Here is a 14,943-nt window from a genome sequence, read left to right as displayed (position 1 = left end):
CGCTCCAGCTGCTGGGTGCGCGTCGCCATGCCCAGTGCCGGCGCCGCCTGGGGCCACCAGTTCATCCCGCGTATCGGCCAGGAAGTGCTGATCGATTTCATCGAAGGCGACATCGACCGCCCGGTGGTGACCGGCGTGCTGTACAACGGCAGCCATAACCCGCCGGCCTTCTCAAGCGCCGGCAACCTGCCGGGCAATAAAACGCTATCGGGCATCAAATCCAAAGAACATCAGGGCCAGGGCCATAACGAACTGCTGTTCGACGACACGCCGAACCAAGTGCGGTCGCGCTTGGCCAGCAGCCACGGCGCCACGCAGCTCAACCAGGGCTTCCTCACGCACCCAAGAGCGGACGGCAAAGCCGAACCGCGCGGCGAAGGCTTCGAACTTCGAACCGACCAGCACGGCGCTGTCCGCGCCGCACACGGCCTGCTGCTTTCCACCGAAGCGCAACAAGGCGCCGCCGGCAAACAACTGGCCCGCACTCACGCGCAAAGCCAACTCGACGCCGCACTCGCCTTGAGCCAAAGCCTGGGCGAAGTCGCCACCGCGCAATTGGCCGACAGCATCGACAGCGAACCGCAGAAAGCGCTGGATGGCCATGCCAAAGCTTGGGAGAGTGGCAAGCAACCTATCCTGGTAGCGAGCGCCCCGGCCGGCATCGCCAGCCTGACCGAGCAAAGCCAAACCCTCGGCGCCGGCACCAACCTGGATCTGGTCGCCCAGCGCGACCTCAACCACACCGCCGGCCGCCGCTGGCTCGCCAACGTCAACCAACACCTCAGCCTGTTCGTTGCCGGGGTGAAAGGCGCTGTCAGCCTCAAGCTGATCGCAGGCCAAGGCAAAGCACAGGTGCAGGCACAGCACGGCGAGATGGAATGGACCGCTAGTCAGGACGTCACCATCACCTCGTCCAAAGACCGCATCGTCATCGCCGCGCAGCAGGAGATCCTGCTCAACGTCGGCGGCGGCGCCTACATCCGGCTGGCCGGCGGCAATATCGACGTGCACTGCCCGGGCAAGGTCAGCATCAAAGGCGCATCGCACGAGATGGACGGGCCGGCGAGCATGAACACGACGCACCCCAGCTTCCCGGACAATACGCCCACCGTGCCGCTCACCTTGAAACTGGCGCAAGGCCCCATGTCGAACCAGCGCGCACTGACCCATATGCCGTACACGCTCTACGCCGACGGTGCGCAGGTCGACCAAGGCGTGATCGCCGAGGACAGCCAGCTGCACATCAAGCACAAAGTCGGCACTCAGAAATACACGCTGAAACTGGCCAACGGCCTGACCTACCAGATACCCATCGTCAACGAATACGCCGGCGAAGAAGGTGCCGGCGCACTTGCCAACCAGGGCTTCATCAATCACAAGAAAGGCACCGTACAAGACGTGACGCAAATGGACACCCACGCCCGAGGCTTCTATCACCGATTGCTCGCCAACGATAAGGAGAACGGCTGATGGGCGACATTTTGGTCCCGATGAAACTATCGGAAACGCAGATCGCCGTACCGCAACTGCCCTGGTTCTTGAACGGCCAGGACGGCAAAGCGCCGGAGTACAGTCCGACCTATGCCCACTATGAATATCTGGTCAATGGCGAAAAAGCCTTTGCCGAGGTCTACGACGCCATCGCCAATGCCAAATACAGCGTCGACTACATCTGCTGGGGTTTCCAACCGTCGATGTACTTCCGACGCGGCGCCAACGCGGGATATAAATGTATCGGCGACCTGCTGACCGAACTCGCCAGCCGCGAAACCGACCCGGTACAAGTCCGCGTACTGGGCTGGACCATGGAGCTATTAGGCATCAACCTCGCCTTGGCCGGCGGCGAAGACAATACCCCGGGACGGGGCGACTTCCACAAGGTCGATACCGAAACCGACACGCAATACAAAATCGACAAAGCCTGGTATCACAAGGCCTCGCATAACCGTCACCCCAATATGCAGTTCCGCGGCCGAGGGTTTTCAAAAGACGAGCGCATCGAAATCGAAGAATACTTGCGCAAACGCGGCAGAGATCCTCACGTCTCTCTATCAAGCCGCGCCACCATGGCACTTAGCGCCACCCACCACCAGAAAACCGTCCTGGTCGATTACGGCCACGAAGGCGCGGTGGGCTTTGTCATGGGGCACAACACGCTGGACGAGTATTGGGATACCAGCGAACACAGCGCGAAAAACCGGCTCTCCAGCCTAGCCAAAGACTCGGCCAACCCACGCAACCCCGCCATCGAGGCGAGTGGCCGGCAACCGCGCCAAGACATGTCGGCCAAAGTGGCCGGGCCGATTCTGGAGCATCTGCATCACAACTTCGCCCAGGCCTGGCAAAAGGAAACCGGCGAAGACCTACTAGCCAAGCGCGGCAAACCCACCCCGCCGACGGCCGAAGCCGGCATGATCATGGCGCAACTAGTGCGCACCCAAGCACAGCACGGCATTCGCGATATCGAGCGGCTGTACATGCAAGCCGCCAACAACGTCCTCGACTTCATTTACATCGAGAATCAGTACTTCCGCTACCCACCATTGGCAACGGCCATACGCGACGTGGCAAAGAAGCAGCTCGGTGGCGGCAGAGAACAACCACTCTATCTATTTGTAGTCACCAATTCGTCGGACGAAGGCATGGGCAAAGGCACCATGAAAACTGAGGAAATGCTGTATGAACTCGGCCATGCCGATCAATTGCCCAGCATTGCCAAGGAAGTGGAGCAGAAATATCTTCCGCAAAAAATAGAGGATAAGCGTACTGAGCTCAAACGCAGTCAAGATCCGGAAAAGCGCCAGAAGTTGCAACAGGACATCGATCAATTGGGAAAAGAACTAGAGAATGCCCACGACAACGACTTCAAGCCCGAGCATGTCGAAATTCCAGGGTTAAAGTCTATCATCTGCACACTAGTCGCACCAGATCCCCAAAATGATCAGTGGATGGATGTTTATGTACACAGCAAGATCATGATCATCAATGATGTATTTACCACTCATGGATCGGCCAATATCAACAATAGAAGCATGACCACCGATAGCGAGTTGAATATTGTGCACGAATCCAATGAAATAACCGCCAAATTAAGAAAAGAGCTTTGGGGCCATCACACTGCCAACCAGGGCAATCAAGATGACGTAAAAAATTGCTACCCCACCTGGAAGTTCATTACTGCCAACAATAAATCTTATCAAAAATCAATAAGTAATAAAAACAAAAAGGCGCCCATGGATTTAAATCACCACACACAACCTCCAGACGCCCCTATAGTAGAGTTTTTCTCAGCAACAAACTCGTGTACCGATATGGATTAATCATGAGAAATAAATTATTTGTATGTGCTTTGTTAGCCTCTCTCATTGCTTGCACACATGCCGAAAAATCAAATGGATCGATCATGAAAGATCTTAGCAAAAATAATGATTTAAGCTTCACATGCACATCCGAGCCCACACCCAGCGAACCACAGGACGCCGACATTCTCTTCAAATATGCGCGTTGGCTCGAAACAAAACGCGGGCCAAAAAACTTCCCACAAGTTGCAAGGTTTTATCGCATTGCAGCCTGGAATGGCCACTATAAAGCCAATAGAAATCTGCGAAACCTGATCCTGGCTTATGGAGATGTCGTCCACGGAACCAATAGTGAATTGTATGATTTAAACAAGTTACTGCTCGATCGAAATATCCCTGTCGCATATTTCAATATGGGGAATAGTCTAGATGGCGGGCGTGGTGTTGCTCGAGACCCCAAAGCCGCATTACGTTATTATAAACGTGCCGCAGACTTGGGCAATCCAGAGGCCCAGTACTTACTTGGCGACAAACTGACGGTCAAAACATCTACAGCTGAAGTTTGGGATGTCGGTCAAAAAATGAGAGTGTGTGCAGCCAAACAAGGCCACAAACAAGCCATTTTGGATGTTATTGCTTATTACAGAACCGAAAAAAAATATAACGATGCCATCGCGTTGCTTCAAATTGGCGTACGAAATGGAGATGGGCAATCAGCATTTTTGCTAAGCCGTGCATTTTCTAGTGATGGCACTCAGAAAGGTACGCTTTTTTATTTCGGACAATCAACCGATCTAGAAAGAAGCAAACGTTACGCAACCATCTACGATCTTACAGAGCGCTACTTTATCTATAACCCCAAAGTCCCCGATATCGACAAAATCGCGCCCTTGCCCCCGGCACCGCTGCCGAAATGGGACGGCACATTCCAATGGGAAAAGGAATACCTGAACCGCCCCAACCTACCAGTGCCAAACGATGAATTGGTACGCCGGCTCGCCGACGCCAAGGGCCTCGACCCGGCAACCGGCCTGCCGCTTAAGTCCAAGTGATCTCCACGCAAATAGCTAGGATCGGCTTTCGCCGCGATGGAATGCAAGGATATCGCGGCCAAAGCCACCCCTACATGGATCTACGGTGTTTATGAACACGACTCAGGCGGTGTGATGTGGTATTCGGCCTGGATATGGGCGATGGTGGCATCATCCAGCACCATTTCCCCCTGCCCGGGCATAACGCATGCCCCGCCTGGCAGGTGCTCGGGCGCGGCCAAGCCCATGACGCGAATGAGGGTGCTGGCGACCGAATTACTGTTTTTACCAAACCCCATAAAGGGGTAAGGCAGGTTGTGCAGATCGATGATCTTGCCGGCCGCACAGGCTGCATCGATGCGGTTTTCCAGGTCGTCGCGCTGGCCCTCGATCAGACAGGCATGCGCTTGTTGCGGCCGGTAGAGATAGGGTTTGTCGAAGGCGTAGAAGCGGAGACGGTCGGAGGGCAGATAACCGATCGGTTTGATTTTGCCGCTCCGGCTGGTGGCGAGCCCTTCGATTTCCCGGTGCAGGCAGCCCGTATCGTCCAGCAAGACGAGCATATTGTGGCCGGCTTGGCGCAGGATGCGCAGCTGCGACAGCACGATGCGAAACGTCGGCGGCTGAGTGGTTTGTTCGGTCATGATCGCTCACCTACTGATGGTATGAGCCAGTCTAGCCAGACTCATGCATAAACAGCGATGAGGTGGAGCGGTCTTTCGCGTCAGTTTTTCCTGAAGTTAACCAGCGGAATGGGATCCCCATCCCGCTCGGCCCCGACGTCGCCTACTGGCCAGGTGCTTTGACGTCTAGTAGCTCTTGCAGCTGGCGTAGCGTGGATTCGTCCTTGATGACGTGCGTCAGCCACTCTTCCAACCCCATTTCGGCCCAGCGCGCGGCGCGCTCGGCCAACATGGACACCGGGCTGTGCGGTTCGTGCTGGCGGAAGTAAGCGGAGACTTCGCGCAGCATGCGCACGGCATCGGCACGGCTTTGCAACGGCCCTCGCGGCTGTCCGGCCAAAGCGGCGGCTTGCGGCGCGGTCGCCGACGTTTGCGGAACGGCCACGACGGCCGGGGCGGCAGGGGTCATTTCAGGTTCCTTTTGGGCCGTATTCACGCCAAATTGCTGCTGCATCAAACGCTCGACCACCTCGCGGCAGTCGGAGAGCGCGCGCCACAGTTCGGCAAGGCTGGGGAAGGCGTCGCCGAAGCGTTCGACCGACAGCAGATCGAGCGACTGATAGCGCTTCCAGGCCAGCTCGATCTCGGCCGACAACTGTTTGAACCAGGGCAAACCGGACTGGGTCACCCCCTTATCGAAGGTCTCGCCATCGAGCTTGCCGTCCGCCAGGGCGCGGCTACGGGCGTCCGGATCCTTGAGAGCATGGTTTTCCACCTCGCGCGAGGTTTTCCAGTCGAGCCAGCTATAGCCGCCGTGGCGCGGATCGACCATCGGCGCCATACGCAGGGCCTGTGCCAATTGCATGGCGTACCACTCGATCTTGCTGACCCGTTCGTCCAAGTCGTTCGGATCGTACTCGGGGAAGCCGTTTTCCCAGTATCGTTCCAGCCAGCCTTCCAACAGATGGAGACCTTGCGCGGCGCCGGCGAAGCCATCCAGCTTGGCACGCGCCTCGCCGTACCACACCACCAATTGCAAGTCTTTTCCACGTTGGCACAGGCCCTGCTCGCACAACCGGGTCGCTTTGCGCCAGTCTGCGGTTTTGATGGCCTGCTCCCAGTCGCCTTGCGCCAGGGTCGGGTCGTCGCTACGACGCGCTTCGCGGATTTCGTCGAGCAACAAGTCGTAGCTCAGGTCTTCGCCGGCGGGCGCCGCGTCGCTGATCGGCGCCAATAGCGCGGCGATCTGTTGTTCCATGGGTTCCATCTCGATCATTTCCTTGTGATTCAGCCTTTGCCGACTTCGCCCAGCGTCGCGATCAGCACCGCGCCGCAACTGGTTTTGTGGCCATCCAGTGCCACGGCCTTGCCGCCGACTTTCCAGCTTTCGTCGCCCTCGACAATCACGCAGTTGCTATGTCCTTCCTTCGGACAGCTCACGCGATCGCCGACGCAAGCCACTGGCTTGCCGAACAATTTGGTCGTAGCGGCGGCGCTGACCACCTCGCCGCCATGGCTGGTCGGGTCGCCCAACCGGATAGGGGGTTTCATCAAACATTCTCCTCTAGCGGCGGCCGAGTCACCGACAAGCTGGCCTCATCGCCGACAAAATGCGCCAACAGTACCGGCGCTTGCAGGCGTGCGGCATGCAGCGCGGCACAGGCATCCAAGGCCACGTCGTTGGCACTGCCCAGCACTCCGCAGTCGCGCACCAGGTTGCTGGCGTCGTCGATTGGACTGAGTTCCACTTCGTTGTCGCTCAACAGGCTACCCAGCGCCGCCATGCGGCCACCGGCCGCACGCAAGCTGCCGCCGTCATGCACCAGCCATGCCAGGCTGGCCGCCTGCTCGGCTTGGGGATCGGGTTCGTCGTCGGCAAACGGCAGATCGCGCAAGCTGCCGTTGATCAAGGCCTCGTCCAACAGGGTGCGCAACACTTTGCTCATGCCGATCACACCCGTCGGCAGCGCGCTGGCGTGCGCACCGCGCGCGAGTGCGGCGAGTTTGGGTTGCGTCAGCAAATCTTCCTGCGCCCAGGGCGGCACGGTCCCCCACTCCGCCCACTCCAGCGCCACCGGCTTTTGCCAATAGGCCTGATAGGGGGCGTTGTCGCCGTTTTGCTCGGCCGGCACATCGGCCGCGGGCTCGCTCTGAGGCAGATTGGCGCGCAAAAACAGCAGTCCGGCCACTGCGGCACCTTGACTGGCCGGTTCGTCGTCCAGCACCGAGTCCGCCCAGGCGGCATCAAAGGCCAGCACGGTCGCGCCGGGCAGCGTGGCATCCTGTTCGAACAGGGTGATCAGACGCTCGGCCAGCAGTCCGCGTCCCGGCAGGAAGCGGCAGGCCATCTCACGAGGACGCGGCCGGTTCTTGAACTGCGTTTCAGCCAGCGAGTCGAGCACCTGAAGCTGCACCTTGCGCACCCATTGCAATTGCTCGCCGCCAGCCAACGCCGGACAGGGTTCGAGCAACAGCGGCAAAGCGGCGGCGCCCGGCGCCTGTTCGTACAGGGCGGTAAACCATTCGGTCAGTGCCGGCGTCAGCCGCTCGCTCAGGCTATCGCCTTCGAGTTCGTCGGCTTCGATCTGGCGCACGAACCCATGCTCACCCAGATCATCAAGCCATGCCGGCGCCTCGGCGCCTTGTCCTTGCAGCATCAAACCGGCCCAGCGGCACTCGACCGGCTCCCGGCGCACGGCCAGCGCGGCCCGATGTTGCTCGCGCGCCGTCGCCAGCGCCGCGAGGCGCTCGGCCTCGGCAGCCTGTTTACGTTGCTCGTCGGCCGCCGCGGCACGTTCCTTGCGCTTGCCCAACCACAGTTTGGCCAACGAGAAAATCAGCACCGGCGGCACGGCATGGATCAGCAGGATGGCCGAGGGGCTGATGCGCTGCCAGCTTACCGGCAGGCCAAGCCAAAGCAGGCCCCACCAGCCGAACAGCGACGACACGAACAACAATAACGACATCCACATCGGCGATCCCTCCTCAGCTCAAGCGCAGCTTGAGCTGATCGTCCTTCAGCGTCACGACGATCTTTTTCACCGGTTTCCCGCTGGCCATGCGGTCGAGCACGTCGTTGGAGATACGCGCCAGCACCGTGCGCGTCAGGATGGCGTCGGCATCGCGCGCACCGCTGTCCACGTCCAGGCAGCGCGCAGCCAACAAGTCGACCAAGGCTTCGGGGAACTCCACTTGTGCGCCGTGGTTGTCAGCGATGCGCTGGCGGATTTTTTCCAGCTTGAGCGCCACGATGCCGCGCAACACTTCGTCGCCGATCGGGAAATACGGAATGATCGACAGTCGGCCGAGGAAGGCGGGCTTGAAGGTTTTTTGCAGCGTCGGGCGCAGAATCTCGATCAGATCTTCCGCCGTCGGGTCGCGGGTCACGTCCTCCACGGTCACGCCGTGTTCGCAGGCTCGCATCACCAGGTCGCTGCCGGCATTCGAGGTCAGCAGGATAATGGTGTTCTTGAAATCGACCACGCGGCCTTCGCTGTCTTCCAAGACACCCTTGTCGAAGACCTGGAAGAACAGTTCGAGCACGTCGGGGTGGGCTTTTTCCACTTCGTCGAGCAAGACCACCGAATAGGGTTTGCGCCGCACCGCCTCGGTCAACACCCCGCCCTCGCCATAGCCAACATAGCCCGGCGGCGAGCCCTTGAGCCCGGATACGCTATGCGCTTCCTGGTACTCGGACATATTGATGGTAATCAGGCTGCGTTCGCCGCCATAGAGCGCTTCGGCCAGCGCCAGCGCGGTTTCGGTCTTGCCGACGCCGCTTGGGCCGACCAGCAGGAAAACGCCCTTGGGCTTGCCGGGATCTTCCAAATTGGCCTTGGCGATCTTGACCCGTTCGGCGATCTGGGCAAGCGCATGATCCTGGCCGATGACGCGCTCGGCCAATAGCGCGTCGAGCCGGCGCACTTGGCCCAGTTCGTTGCTGACCATGCGACCGAGCGGGATGCCGGTCCAACCGGAGATCACGTCGGCGATCACGTTTTCGTCGACACACTCGAACGCCAGCGGCTGGGTTTTATGCAGCGCGCGCAGCGCCTGACGCTTCTGCTGCAACGGGCTGGCCTTCTTGCCGCTCGCGGGCTTGTCCGCGCGCGCTTCGCGCAGGCCGTCGATTTCCGCCACCAGTTCACGCTGAGCCTGCCAATCGACATGCAGTCGATCGAGATCCTGTTGTAGCTGCGTCTGGCGCGTCGCCAAGGTTTCCAGCCGTTCGCCATGCCCCTCTTCTTGCGACAAGGCGGCGATTTCGCGTTCGATGTTGGCAATCAGCGCGCTGACGTCCTCGATGGGCGCCGGCTGCGCCGCGCGCGACAGTGCCACACGGGCGCAGGCGGTATCCAACACGCTGATGGCCTTGTCCGGCAGTTGCCGGCCGGGGATGTAACGGCTCGACAAGTGCACGGCGGCACTGATGGCCTCCTCCAGAATCGTGACTTGGTGATGCGACGCCATGGCGTCGCGTAGACCGCGCACCATTTGCACCGCCACGTCCGGATGCGGCTCATCCACCTTGACCACCTGGAAGCGGCGCGCCAGGGCGGCGTCTTTTTCGAAGTATTTCTTGTATTCGGCCCAGGTGGTGGCGGCGATGGTGCGCAACTCGCCGCGCGCCAGCGCCGGCTTGAGCAAGTTGGCGGCATCGTTCTGCCCGGCCGCGCCACCGGCGCCGATCAGGGTGTGCGCTTCGTCGATGAACAGAATGATCGGTACCGGACTCGCCTTGACCTCATCGATGACCTGACGCAGGCGGTTTTCGAACTCGCCTTTGACGCTGGCGCCGGCCTGCAACAGGCCAAGGTCGAGCGTGCGCAGCGTGACCCCCTTGAGCGGATCGGGCACTTCGCCCTGAGCGATCTTGAGCGCCAAGCCCTCGACCACGGCGGTTTTGCCCACACCCGGCTCGCCGGTGAGAATCGGGTTGTTCTGGCGACGGCGCATCAAGATGTCGATCATCTGGCGAATTTCGCTATCGCGGCCGAGGATGGTGTCGATTTTACCCGCGCGCGCTTGGGCGGTTAGATCGATGGTGTATTTGTCTAGCCCCGGCGCACCCTTGCGGCCAGTCGGCGCGGCACCGACCGGAGCGCTCTCGTCCTCCGCAGGGGCTTCGCCCTCCCCCGCCTCGCTGCCATGTCGACGCAGCTCGGCATAACCGCGGCGCCAGTCGTGCGCGTCGACGCGCAACAGGCTCGGCACGGTTTGCTGCACGGCGGCGCGCAGCGCGTCGTCGGCCAACAGCGCCAGCAGCATGTCCAAGGTCGAGACACGATCCTGGCCAAACTCGGTGCTGGCCGCGAGCCAAGCCTTCTCCAGCCATTTCGGCAACCAGGCGGACAGCACCGGATTACGGGTGTTGCCGCTGCGAAAGCCATCCAACGCGGCATCGAGCTCGGTTTCCATGCGGTCGATCGGCGCGGCCACCGCACTCAAAGCGGAACGCGCGGCGTTGCCGTCGCCATCCAACATGGCCAGCAGCACGTGTTCGATTTCCACTTCGAAATGACTGCGCGCCAGCGCACGGCTGGCGGCTTGTTCCACACATTGCCGGGCAACCGGCGTGAGCTTGCTTACCAGGGCTTTAACCGAAATCGACATATCAATCCATCGTAAAAAGAAATAAAGAAGTTCAGTGCAACAGCGTATAAGCCATCTCGTCCGGATCGCGAGCCGGCACGCTGCCTGCCGCGTTGAGCCAGGCATTGCCGCCAAGGCGCAAGCCGGCTTCCGGCGTCAGTTGCGGCGGCGGCACGTCGCGCCGATCCAGCACCAGCACGACGTCGACCGCCAGGCCATGCCCCAAGGCATGTTGCATCAGCGCCTGCAGCGCCTCCGCGCCGGCGCCGCCGGGCTGCAAGGCCTCGAACTCGGCGCGACGCATCGGCCCGAGCCGCAGCGACAACTTGGTTTGACGATCCCACATGCGCTCGCCGGCAAACGCCGACAAGCCGAGTTGGCAGGACGATTGGCCCAACTGGCTCTGTTCGGACAGCGGTAGGTGAATCCATTGGCCGACGAACTGTTCCAGCGCGGCCGGCACGGCGAAGAAGCCTTGCACCAGCGAGGCCAGCGCCTGGGCCGACAACGGCTTCTGGCTCAGCAATCCGGCGTAATAGACGAACAGGTTTTCGTCCAGCGCGTCCTGGCGCTGCATACGCTGGCGCAGTTGCGATAGGCCGACGCCGGCAAAATCGAGCAGATTGCGGGTAAAACCGTCGGCCTCGCCGGCTTCTACCCCGACCCAGAAACGATACTTGCGCCAAGCGCCGTAAAACAACGACACCGCGCGATGGCTGAACAGGTCGAGGAAAGCATGGATGGCCGTGTCCTGCGAACGCGTGCGCCGCTCGATCAGCAGTTCGGTGTAAGACACCGGCAGCGCACCGGAGGGTCCGGTCAACCCCATGAAACTGACCATCATCTCGTCGACGCCGTCATCCACCGGTTCGTGCCGCTGTGGCTGGCGATAGGACACCAATTCGCTTGGCGGGAACGACAGCGTCGCCGGCGTGCGAAAGCGCAGGCGGGCCGGCAGATGACCGACTCGCGTCGCGCGTTCGCGCGCAAACAGACCCAACAGGCGCGCCGCCTGGAAAAAGCCGAAACTCGGCGCATTCGACGCCAGTTCGGCGTTCAGATCACGAGGGCTTGACCTGCGCGGGCTGGCCATTGCGCGATTTCCTCCTGATCCGGGCCGGCATGCACATGCAGGCGGGTGAAACTGTTCGGGGTGCAGTACAAGGCGAAGAAACGCTCCAGCAATGCGGCGAACAAATAGGGGCTGCCGCCGACGTAGTGATCCTCGTCCAGCGTGAGATGGATTTCCGTGCCGCGCACGAAGCCGGAAAAATCGCGGCCGCTGACCCGAGTAACCGAGGGCTGGCTGCGCACGGCGCGAATACCTTGGATCTGGCGCTGATTGGCGGCCGATTCGCTCAGATTGTAGAGTGCCAGCATTTCCTGCAGTGCCTGATGGCCAGCATCGACGATCGACATGTAGTTGAGCGACAAATGCGAAATCAACCGCCATTGCAGACCGCGTTTGCTTGGGCAACGCTGACTGCTACTGGGCTTACGCAGCATGCGCACGCGTTTGACCACCGAGTGCCCCGGCAAGGTGAAGTCGGCGCGCGTGCTACTCTGTCCGCCGCCGAACGGCAATTGCTCCGGCAAATCGCGGTTGCTGCACAACAACGCCACGCTCAATACCTCGCTGGCCGGGCGTACCGGCTGAAACGCCAAGTCGACCAGATGAATTTCCACGTCGGTGCCGCGGTCGCCGCCGCGCGTCGATGCCTCGCGACCGGCATGCCAGTAAAAACGCGGCGCATCCTCGCCGCTGCCGTGCCGCAGTGCGTAAAACGGCAGCACCTCTTGCGACAACTCGCCCTCGCCGCTCTTCTCGACCCGCGTCACCTTGCGGATCTGCACCACCTCGTAGCCCTGCGGCCGCCGGGCGTCCACCGTCACCGGATAGCCCGCTTTCTGGTGGGTGACCCGAATCGGTTCGCCCGGCTGGGCGAACAAATTGATCATCGGTGTGCAGCCCAGTTTGAAGTGCTGCGGCTGCAGCCCGGTCAGCAGGCGATGATGGCGTTCGGAATCCGGAAAGGCCGACAGGAAGCAGCGGATCTGCAGCCGGTCGCCGTCGAGCGCGCGCACCGCAGGCGCCAGCCCTTGAAAGTCGACGAACAGGAATTTATCGGGAAAACAGAAATATTCGGTCAGCAGTTGATAGCCCTGAAACGAGCGCTCGTCGTATTCCAGCATGCTTTCGTCGCGACCGAAACCGACCGCCTGAATCGCACTAGCCGGCAAGACGGCACTCCGTGCCGGGTCGTCGCGACCGTCACTGACTTGCAGCCGTAGCACCTTGGACAGCAATAGCTCGTACAACAGGTGCATGGGGGCCGCTTCGCCATCGAGGAAAAAGCGCAGGCTCTGCAAATCGATGCCGTTGACCGGCAGACCGCCCTGGGTTCGACACTCCAAGGTCAGCACGGCGGCGGCATCCGGCGCCATCCGATGCAGATGCGCCGAAGCGCTGGTCAGCTCGATGCGGGCGGCGGTCAGCGTCAGTGGGTACAGGTCGACCGGGTAGCAACTGCGGAATTTGCAAGTCACACCCTGCAACGGCTGGGCGTTCGCCATCTGCCCGCGATCGACGCGATAGCGCTTGGCGATCTCCGGCCGCTCGGCGTCGCACTCGAATTGCACGATGGTGGCCGAAGGCACCGGCTGCTGGTAATGCGGGTACAGCACGTCCAGAAAACTGGCGGCGATCTCCGGATACTCGTCGTCCAGCTTCTTGTGCACGCGGGCGGCCAAGAAGGCAAACGATTCGATCAGCCGCTCGGTATGCGGATCCTCGCATTGCTCGCCTTCCAACTGCAGCCGTCCGGCGATTTTCGGGTAGCGCCGGGCGAACTCGCCGGACAACTCGCGCAGGTGGCTCAGCTCGCGTTCGTAGTACGGTAAAAGGGCATCAAGCATGGTGTTGGTTTTTGACGCTGGTGTCGGGGACGAACGCCGCTATCGTCTTCCGAGGCCGGCTGGCGTGACAACGTCGTCTAGCCTTTGCTGAGTGACAAAATATCGAACAATGCCAATAAAGCTTCCCATTGTCAAAAACATGATGTACGAATATGACGTAAGCCATGTCAATGGGCTTGCAATGTCGGCATCCACAATCCGCGACCGACAGAAAAACAAAATCCGGCATAACCGAATGCTGACAACCGCTGTAAGCAAATGTTACTTTTAATGACAGATATTAAATCGGTTGGCGATTTAATGCAAACCCATTGCATTGAGCCGCAAAAAAAGCGGCGACTCGCAAGCCGCCGCTTCTTTCGAACGTATTCGACAACCCTACTCCCGAACCGGCACCAACTGCGTCTCCACCCGTGCGCGCGACTTCAACTCATTGCATCGCGGGCAAAACCAGTTGCTGGCACCGCAGGCCTGCAGGCGTTCCATTTCGGCGCCGCAATCCAGGCAACGCCCCTGCACGCGATAACGCGTCGCGCAAGTCGGGCACAGCCAGTCCTTGCCTTGAGACTGCAATTCGCTTTGATCGACCGGGCAACGTTTTTCCATTGTGAGCTCACTGATTGCGCATGAAGTCGGCGGTATCGTAAAAAGCGGCCAGCAACCGCGCCTTAAGCCAATCTTCGCAGATCAGCTCGTCCACCGCCTGACGCATGCAAGACATCCATTGATCGCGCGCCGCTTCGTCGACGGCGAACGGCATATGGCGCATGCGCAGCCGCGGATGGCCGAAAGCCTCGACAAACAACGACGGCCCGCCCAACCAGCCGGACAGGAACATAAACAATTTCTGGCGCGAACCGGCCAGGTCGGCCGGGTGCATGGCACGCAACGGCGCCGCGGCAGGGTCGCTATCCATGATGTCGTAGAAGCGGTCGGTCAACCAACGCACCACCCCCTCGCCGCCCAACATTTGGTAGGGCGTCATCTCCTGCACATCGCTCACTGCCCGCCCTCCCGAGCCAGCGCCAGGTATTTGCTCTCTTCGCCCTCGAAAATTTCCTCGCCGGCCTCGGCCAACGCGTCGCTCAAGCATTCGCGCGCCTCGTCCGTCTGCCCAAGTTCGAGCAAGCACTGTCCCATGCGCAAATCGATGTAGGGGTTGATCAAGCCGCCAGGGCAAGTCAGGGCAAAATCCAGTTCGGCGACTGCCGCGTCGAATTGGCCGGCAAAAAAATGCGCGTCGGCGATGGCGATCTTGATCCAGGTGGCCGCTTCCCAGGCGCGCTTCGGGTCGGGCAGCAGGTCCCAGGCCTCTTGGTAGGCCACCAGGGCCGCGGCCAAGTCGTCGGACTCGGTCAGCCGGTCGCCCGCCTCGCAACGCTGCTCGATGGCTTGATAGGTTTTGGCATCCAATTGAATATCCGACGACATGAGCATTTCCACCCTGCTGGTTTGAAGTCGCTTATGATACGCGACATTCGC

Annotated in this window: 13 protein-coding genes; 3 read left to right on the top strand and 10 right to left on the bottom strand. The window is 60.6% G+C overall.

What is annotated here, in order from left to right; translation table 11 throughout:
* The 3 genes from DFP86_RS10515 to DFP86_RS10505 form a co-directional block, all read left to right on the top strand.
* Nucleotides 1–1,470: DUF2345 domain-containing protein (locus tag DFP86_RS10515; protein ID WP_133680920.1), on the top strand; the 1,470-nt coding region annotated here is incomplete at its 5' end.
* On the top strand, nt 1,470–3,320 hold the full coding sequence (locus DFP86_RS10510) for a phospholipase D-like domain-containing protein (protein WP_133680919.1): 1,851 nt from the start codon (nt 1,470–1,472) through the stop codon (nt 3,318–3,320). The genes DFP86_RS10515 and DFP86_RS10510, both read left to right, overlap by 1 nt.
* Nucleotides 3,321–3,322: 2 nt before the next feature.
* Entirely contained in the window at nt 3,323–4,351 is a 1,029-nt protein-coding gene (locus tag DFP86_RS10505; RefSeq protein ID WP_133680917.1) for an SEL1-like repeat protein, read from the top strand.
* Nucleotides 4,352–4,440: 89 nt separating this feature from the next.
* Here DFP86_RS10505 and DFP86_RS10500 read toward each other — a convergent pair whose 3' ends face one another.
* The 10 genes from DFP86_RS10500 to DFP86_RS10455 form a co-directional block, all read right to left on the bottom strand.
* Complete coding sequence (locus DFP86_RS10500; RefSeq protein ID WP_133680915.1) at nt 4,441–4,974, bottom strand: hypothetical protein; 534 nt, start codon at nt 4,972–4,974, stop codon at nt 4,441–4,443.
* Between the two features lie 142 nt (nt 4,975–5,116).
* Complete coding sequence (tssA, locus tag DFP86_RS10495) at nt 5,117–6,220, bottom strand: type VI secretion system protein TssA (protein ID WP_243729362.1); 1,104 nt, start codon at nt 6,218–6,220, stop codon at nt 5,117–5,119.
* Between the two features lie 20 nt (nt 6,221–6,240).
* Nucleotides 6,241–6,504 (bottom strand): PAAR domain-containing protein, encoded by a 264-nt coding sequence (locus DFP86_RS10490; RefSeq protein WP_133680913.1) that lies wholly within the window; start codon nt 6,502–6,504, stop codon nt 6,241–6,243.
* The gene (locus tag DFP86_RS10485) at nt 6,504–7,925 is read right to left on the bottom strand and encodes a hypothetical protein (protein WP_133680911.1); all 1,422 of its coding nucleotides are present in this window, start codon (nt 7,923–7,925) and stop codon (nt 6,504–6,506) included. The genes DFP86_RS10490 and DFP86_RS10485 overlap by 1 nt, the downstream gene beginning before the upstream one ends.
* 13 nt (nt 7,926–7,938) lie before the next feature.
* Nucleotides 7,939–10,566 carry a type VI secretion system ATPase TssH gene (tssH, locus tag DFP86_RS10480; RefSeq protein ID WP_133680909.1) on the bottom strand — a complete coding sequence of 876 codons (2,628 nt, stop codon included), beginning with the start codon at nt 10,564–10,566 and terminating at the stop codon, nt 7,939–7,941.
* 31 nt (nt 10,567–10,597) lie between these two features.
* Complete coding sequence (gene tssG, locus DFP86_RS10475; protein WP_133680907.1) at nt 10,598–11,638, bottom strand: type VI secretion system baseplate subunit TssG; 1,041 nt, start codon at nt 11,636–11,638, stop codon at nt 10,598–10,600.
* Complete coding sequence (gene tssF / locus DFP86_RS10470) at nt 11,602–13,461, bottom strand: type VI secretion system baseplate subunit TssF (RefSeq protein ID WP_133680905.1); 1,860 nt, start codon at nt 13,459–13,461, stop codon at nt 11,602–11,604. The genes tssG and tssF overlap by 37 nt, the downstream gene beginning before the upstream one ends.
* A 378-nt stretch (nt 13,462–13,839) precedes the next feature.
* A complete protein-coding gene (locus DFP86_RS10465; protein WP_133680903.1) occupies nt 13,840–14,067 on the bottom strand; it encodes a zinc ribbon domain-containing protein in 228 nt (75 codons plus the stop codon).
* 7 nt (nt 14,068–14,074) lie between these two features.
* Complete coding sequence (locus DFP86_RS10460) at nt 14,075–14,464, bottom strand: group II truncated hemoglobin (protein ID WP_208108302.1); 390 nt, start codon at nt 14,462–14,464, stop codon at nt 14,075–14,077.
* A complete protein-coding gene (locus DFP86_RS10455) occupies nt 14,461–14,892 on the bottom strand; it encodes a tetratricopeptide repeat protein (RefSeq protein ID WP_133680901.1) in 432 nt (143 codons plus the stop codon). The genes DFP86_RS10460 and DFP86_RS10455 overlap by 4 nt, the downstream gene beginning before the upstream one ends.
* Nucleotides 14,893–14,943: the final 51 nt, after the last annotated feature.

This window comes from Paludibacterium purpuratum (assembly GCF_004363805.1).
In the GTDB taxonomy this organism is placed as follows: Bacteria; Pseudomonadota; Gammaproteobacteria; order Burkholderiales; family Chromobacteriaceae; genus Paludibacterium; species Paludibacterium purpuratum.
Note: the sequence above shows the minus strand (reverse complement) of the source record. Positions and strands in the feature narration are given on the sequence as shown.

Excerpts from the sequence above, each read along its gene's own strand:
- DFP86_RS10510 (WP_133680919.1), top strand. The coding sequence starts at position 1,470 with ATGGGCGACATTTTGGTCCCGATGAAACTATCGGAAACGCAGATCGCC.
- DFP86_RS10490 (WP_133680913.1), bottom strand. The coding sequence starts at position 6,504 with ATGAAACCCCCTATCCGGTTGGGCGACCCGACCAGCCATGGCGGCGAG.
- DFP86_RS10455 (WP_133680901.1), bottom strand. The coding sequence starts at position 14,892 with ATGTCGTCGGATATTCAATTGGATGCCAAAACCTATCAAGCCATCGAG.
- DFP86_RS10505 (WP_133680917.1), top strand. The coding sequence starts at position 3,323 with ATGAGAAATAAATTATTTGTATGTGCTTTGTTAGCCTCTCTCATTGCT.
- DFP86_RS10500 (WP_133680915.1), bottom strand. The coding sequence starts at position 4,974 with ATGACCGAACAAACCACTCAGCCGCCGACGTTTCGCATCGTGCTGTCG.
- tssA (WP_243729362.1), bottom strand. The coding sequence starts at position 6,220 with ATGGAACCCATGGAACAACAGATCGCCGCGCTATTGGCGCCGATCAGC.
- DFP86_RS10485 (WP_133680911.1), bottom strand. The coding sequence starts at position 7,925 with ATGTGGATGTCGTTATTGTTGTTCGTGTCGTCGCTGTTCGGCTGGTGG.
- DFP86_RS10465 (WP_133680903.1), bottom strand. The coding sequence starts at position 14,067 with ATGGAAAAACGTTGCCCGGTCGATCAAAGCGAATTGCAGTCTCAAGGC.
- tssH (WP_133680909.1), bottom strand. The coding sequence starts at position 10,566 with ATGTCGATTTCGGTTAAAGCCCTGGTAAGCAAGCTCACGCCGGTTGCC.
- tssF (WP_133680905.1), bottom strand. The coding sequence starts at position 13,461 with ATGCTTGATGCCCTTTTACCGTACTACGAACGCGAGCTGAGCCACCTG.
- tssG (WP_133680907.1), bottom strand. The coding sequence starts at position 11,638 with ATGGCCAGCCCGCGCAGGTCAAGCCCTCGTGATCTGAACGCCGAACTG.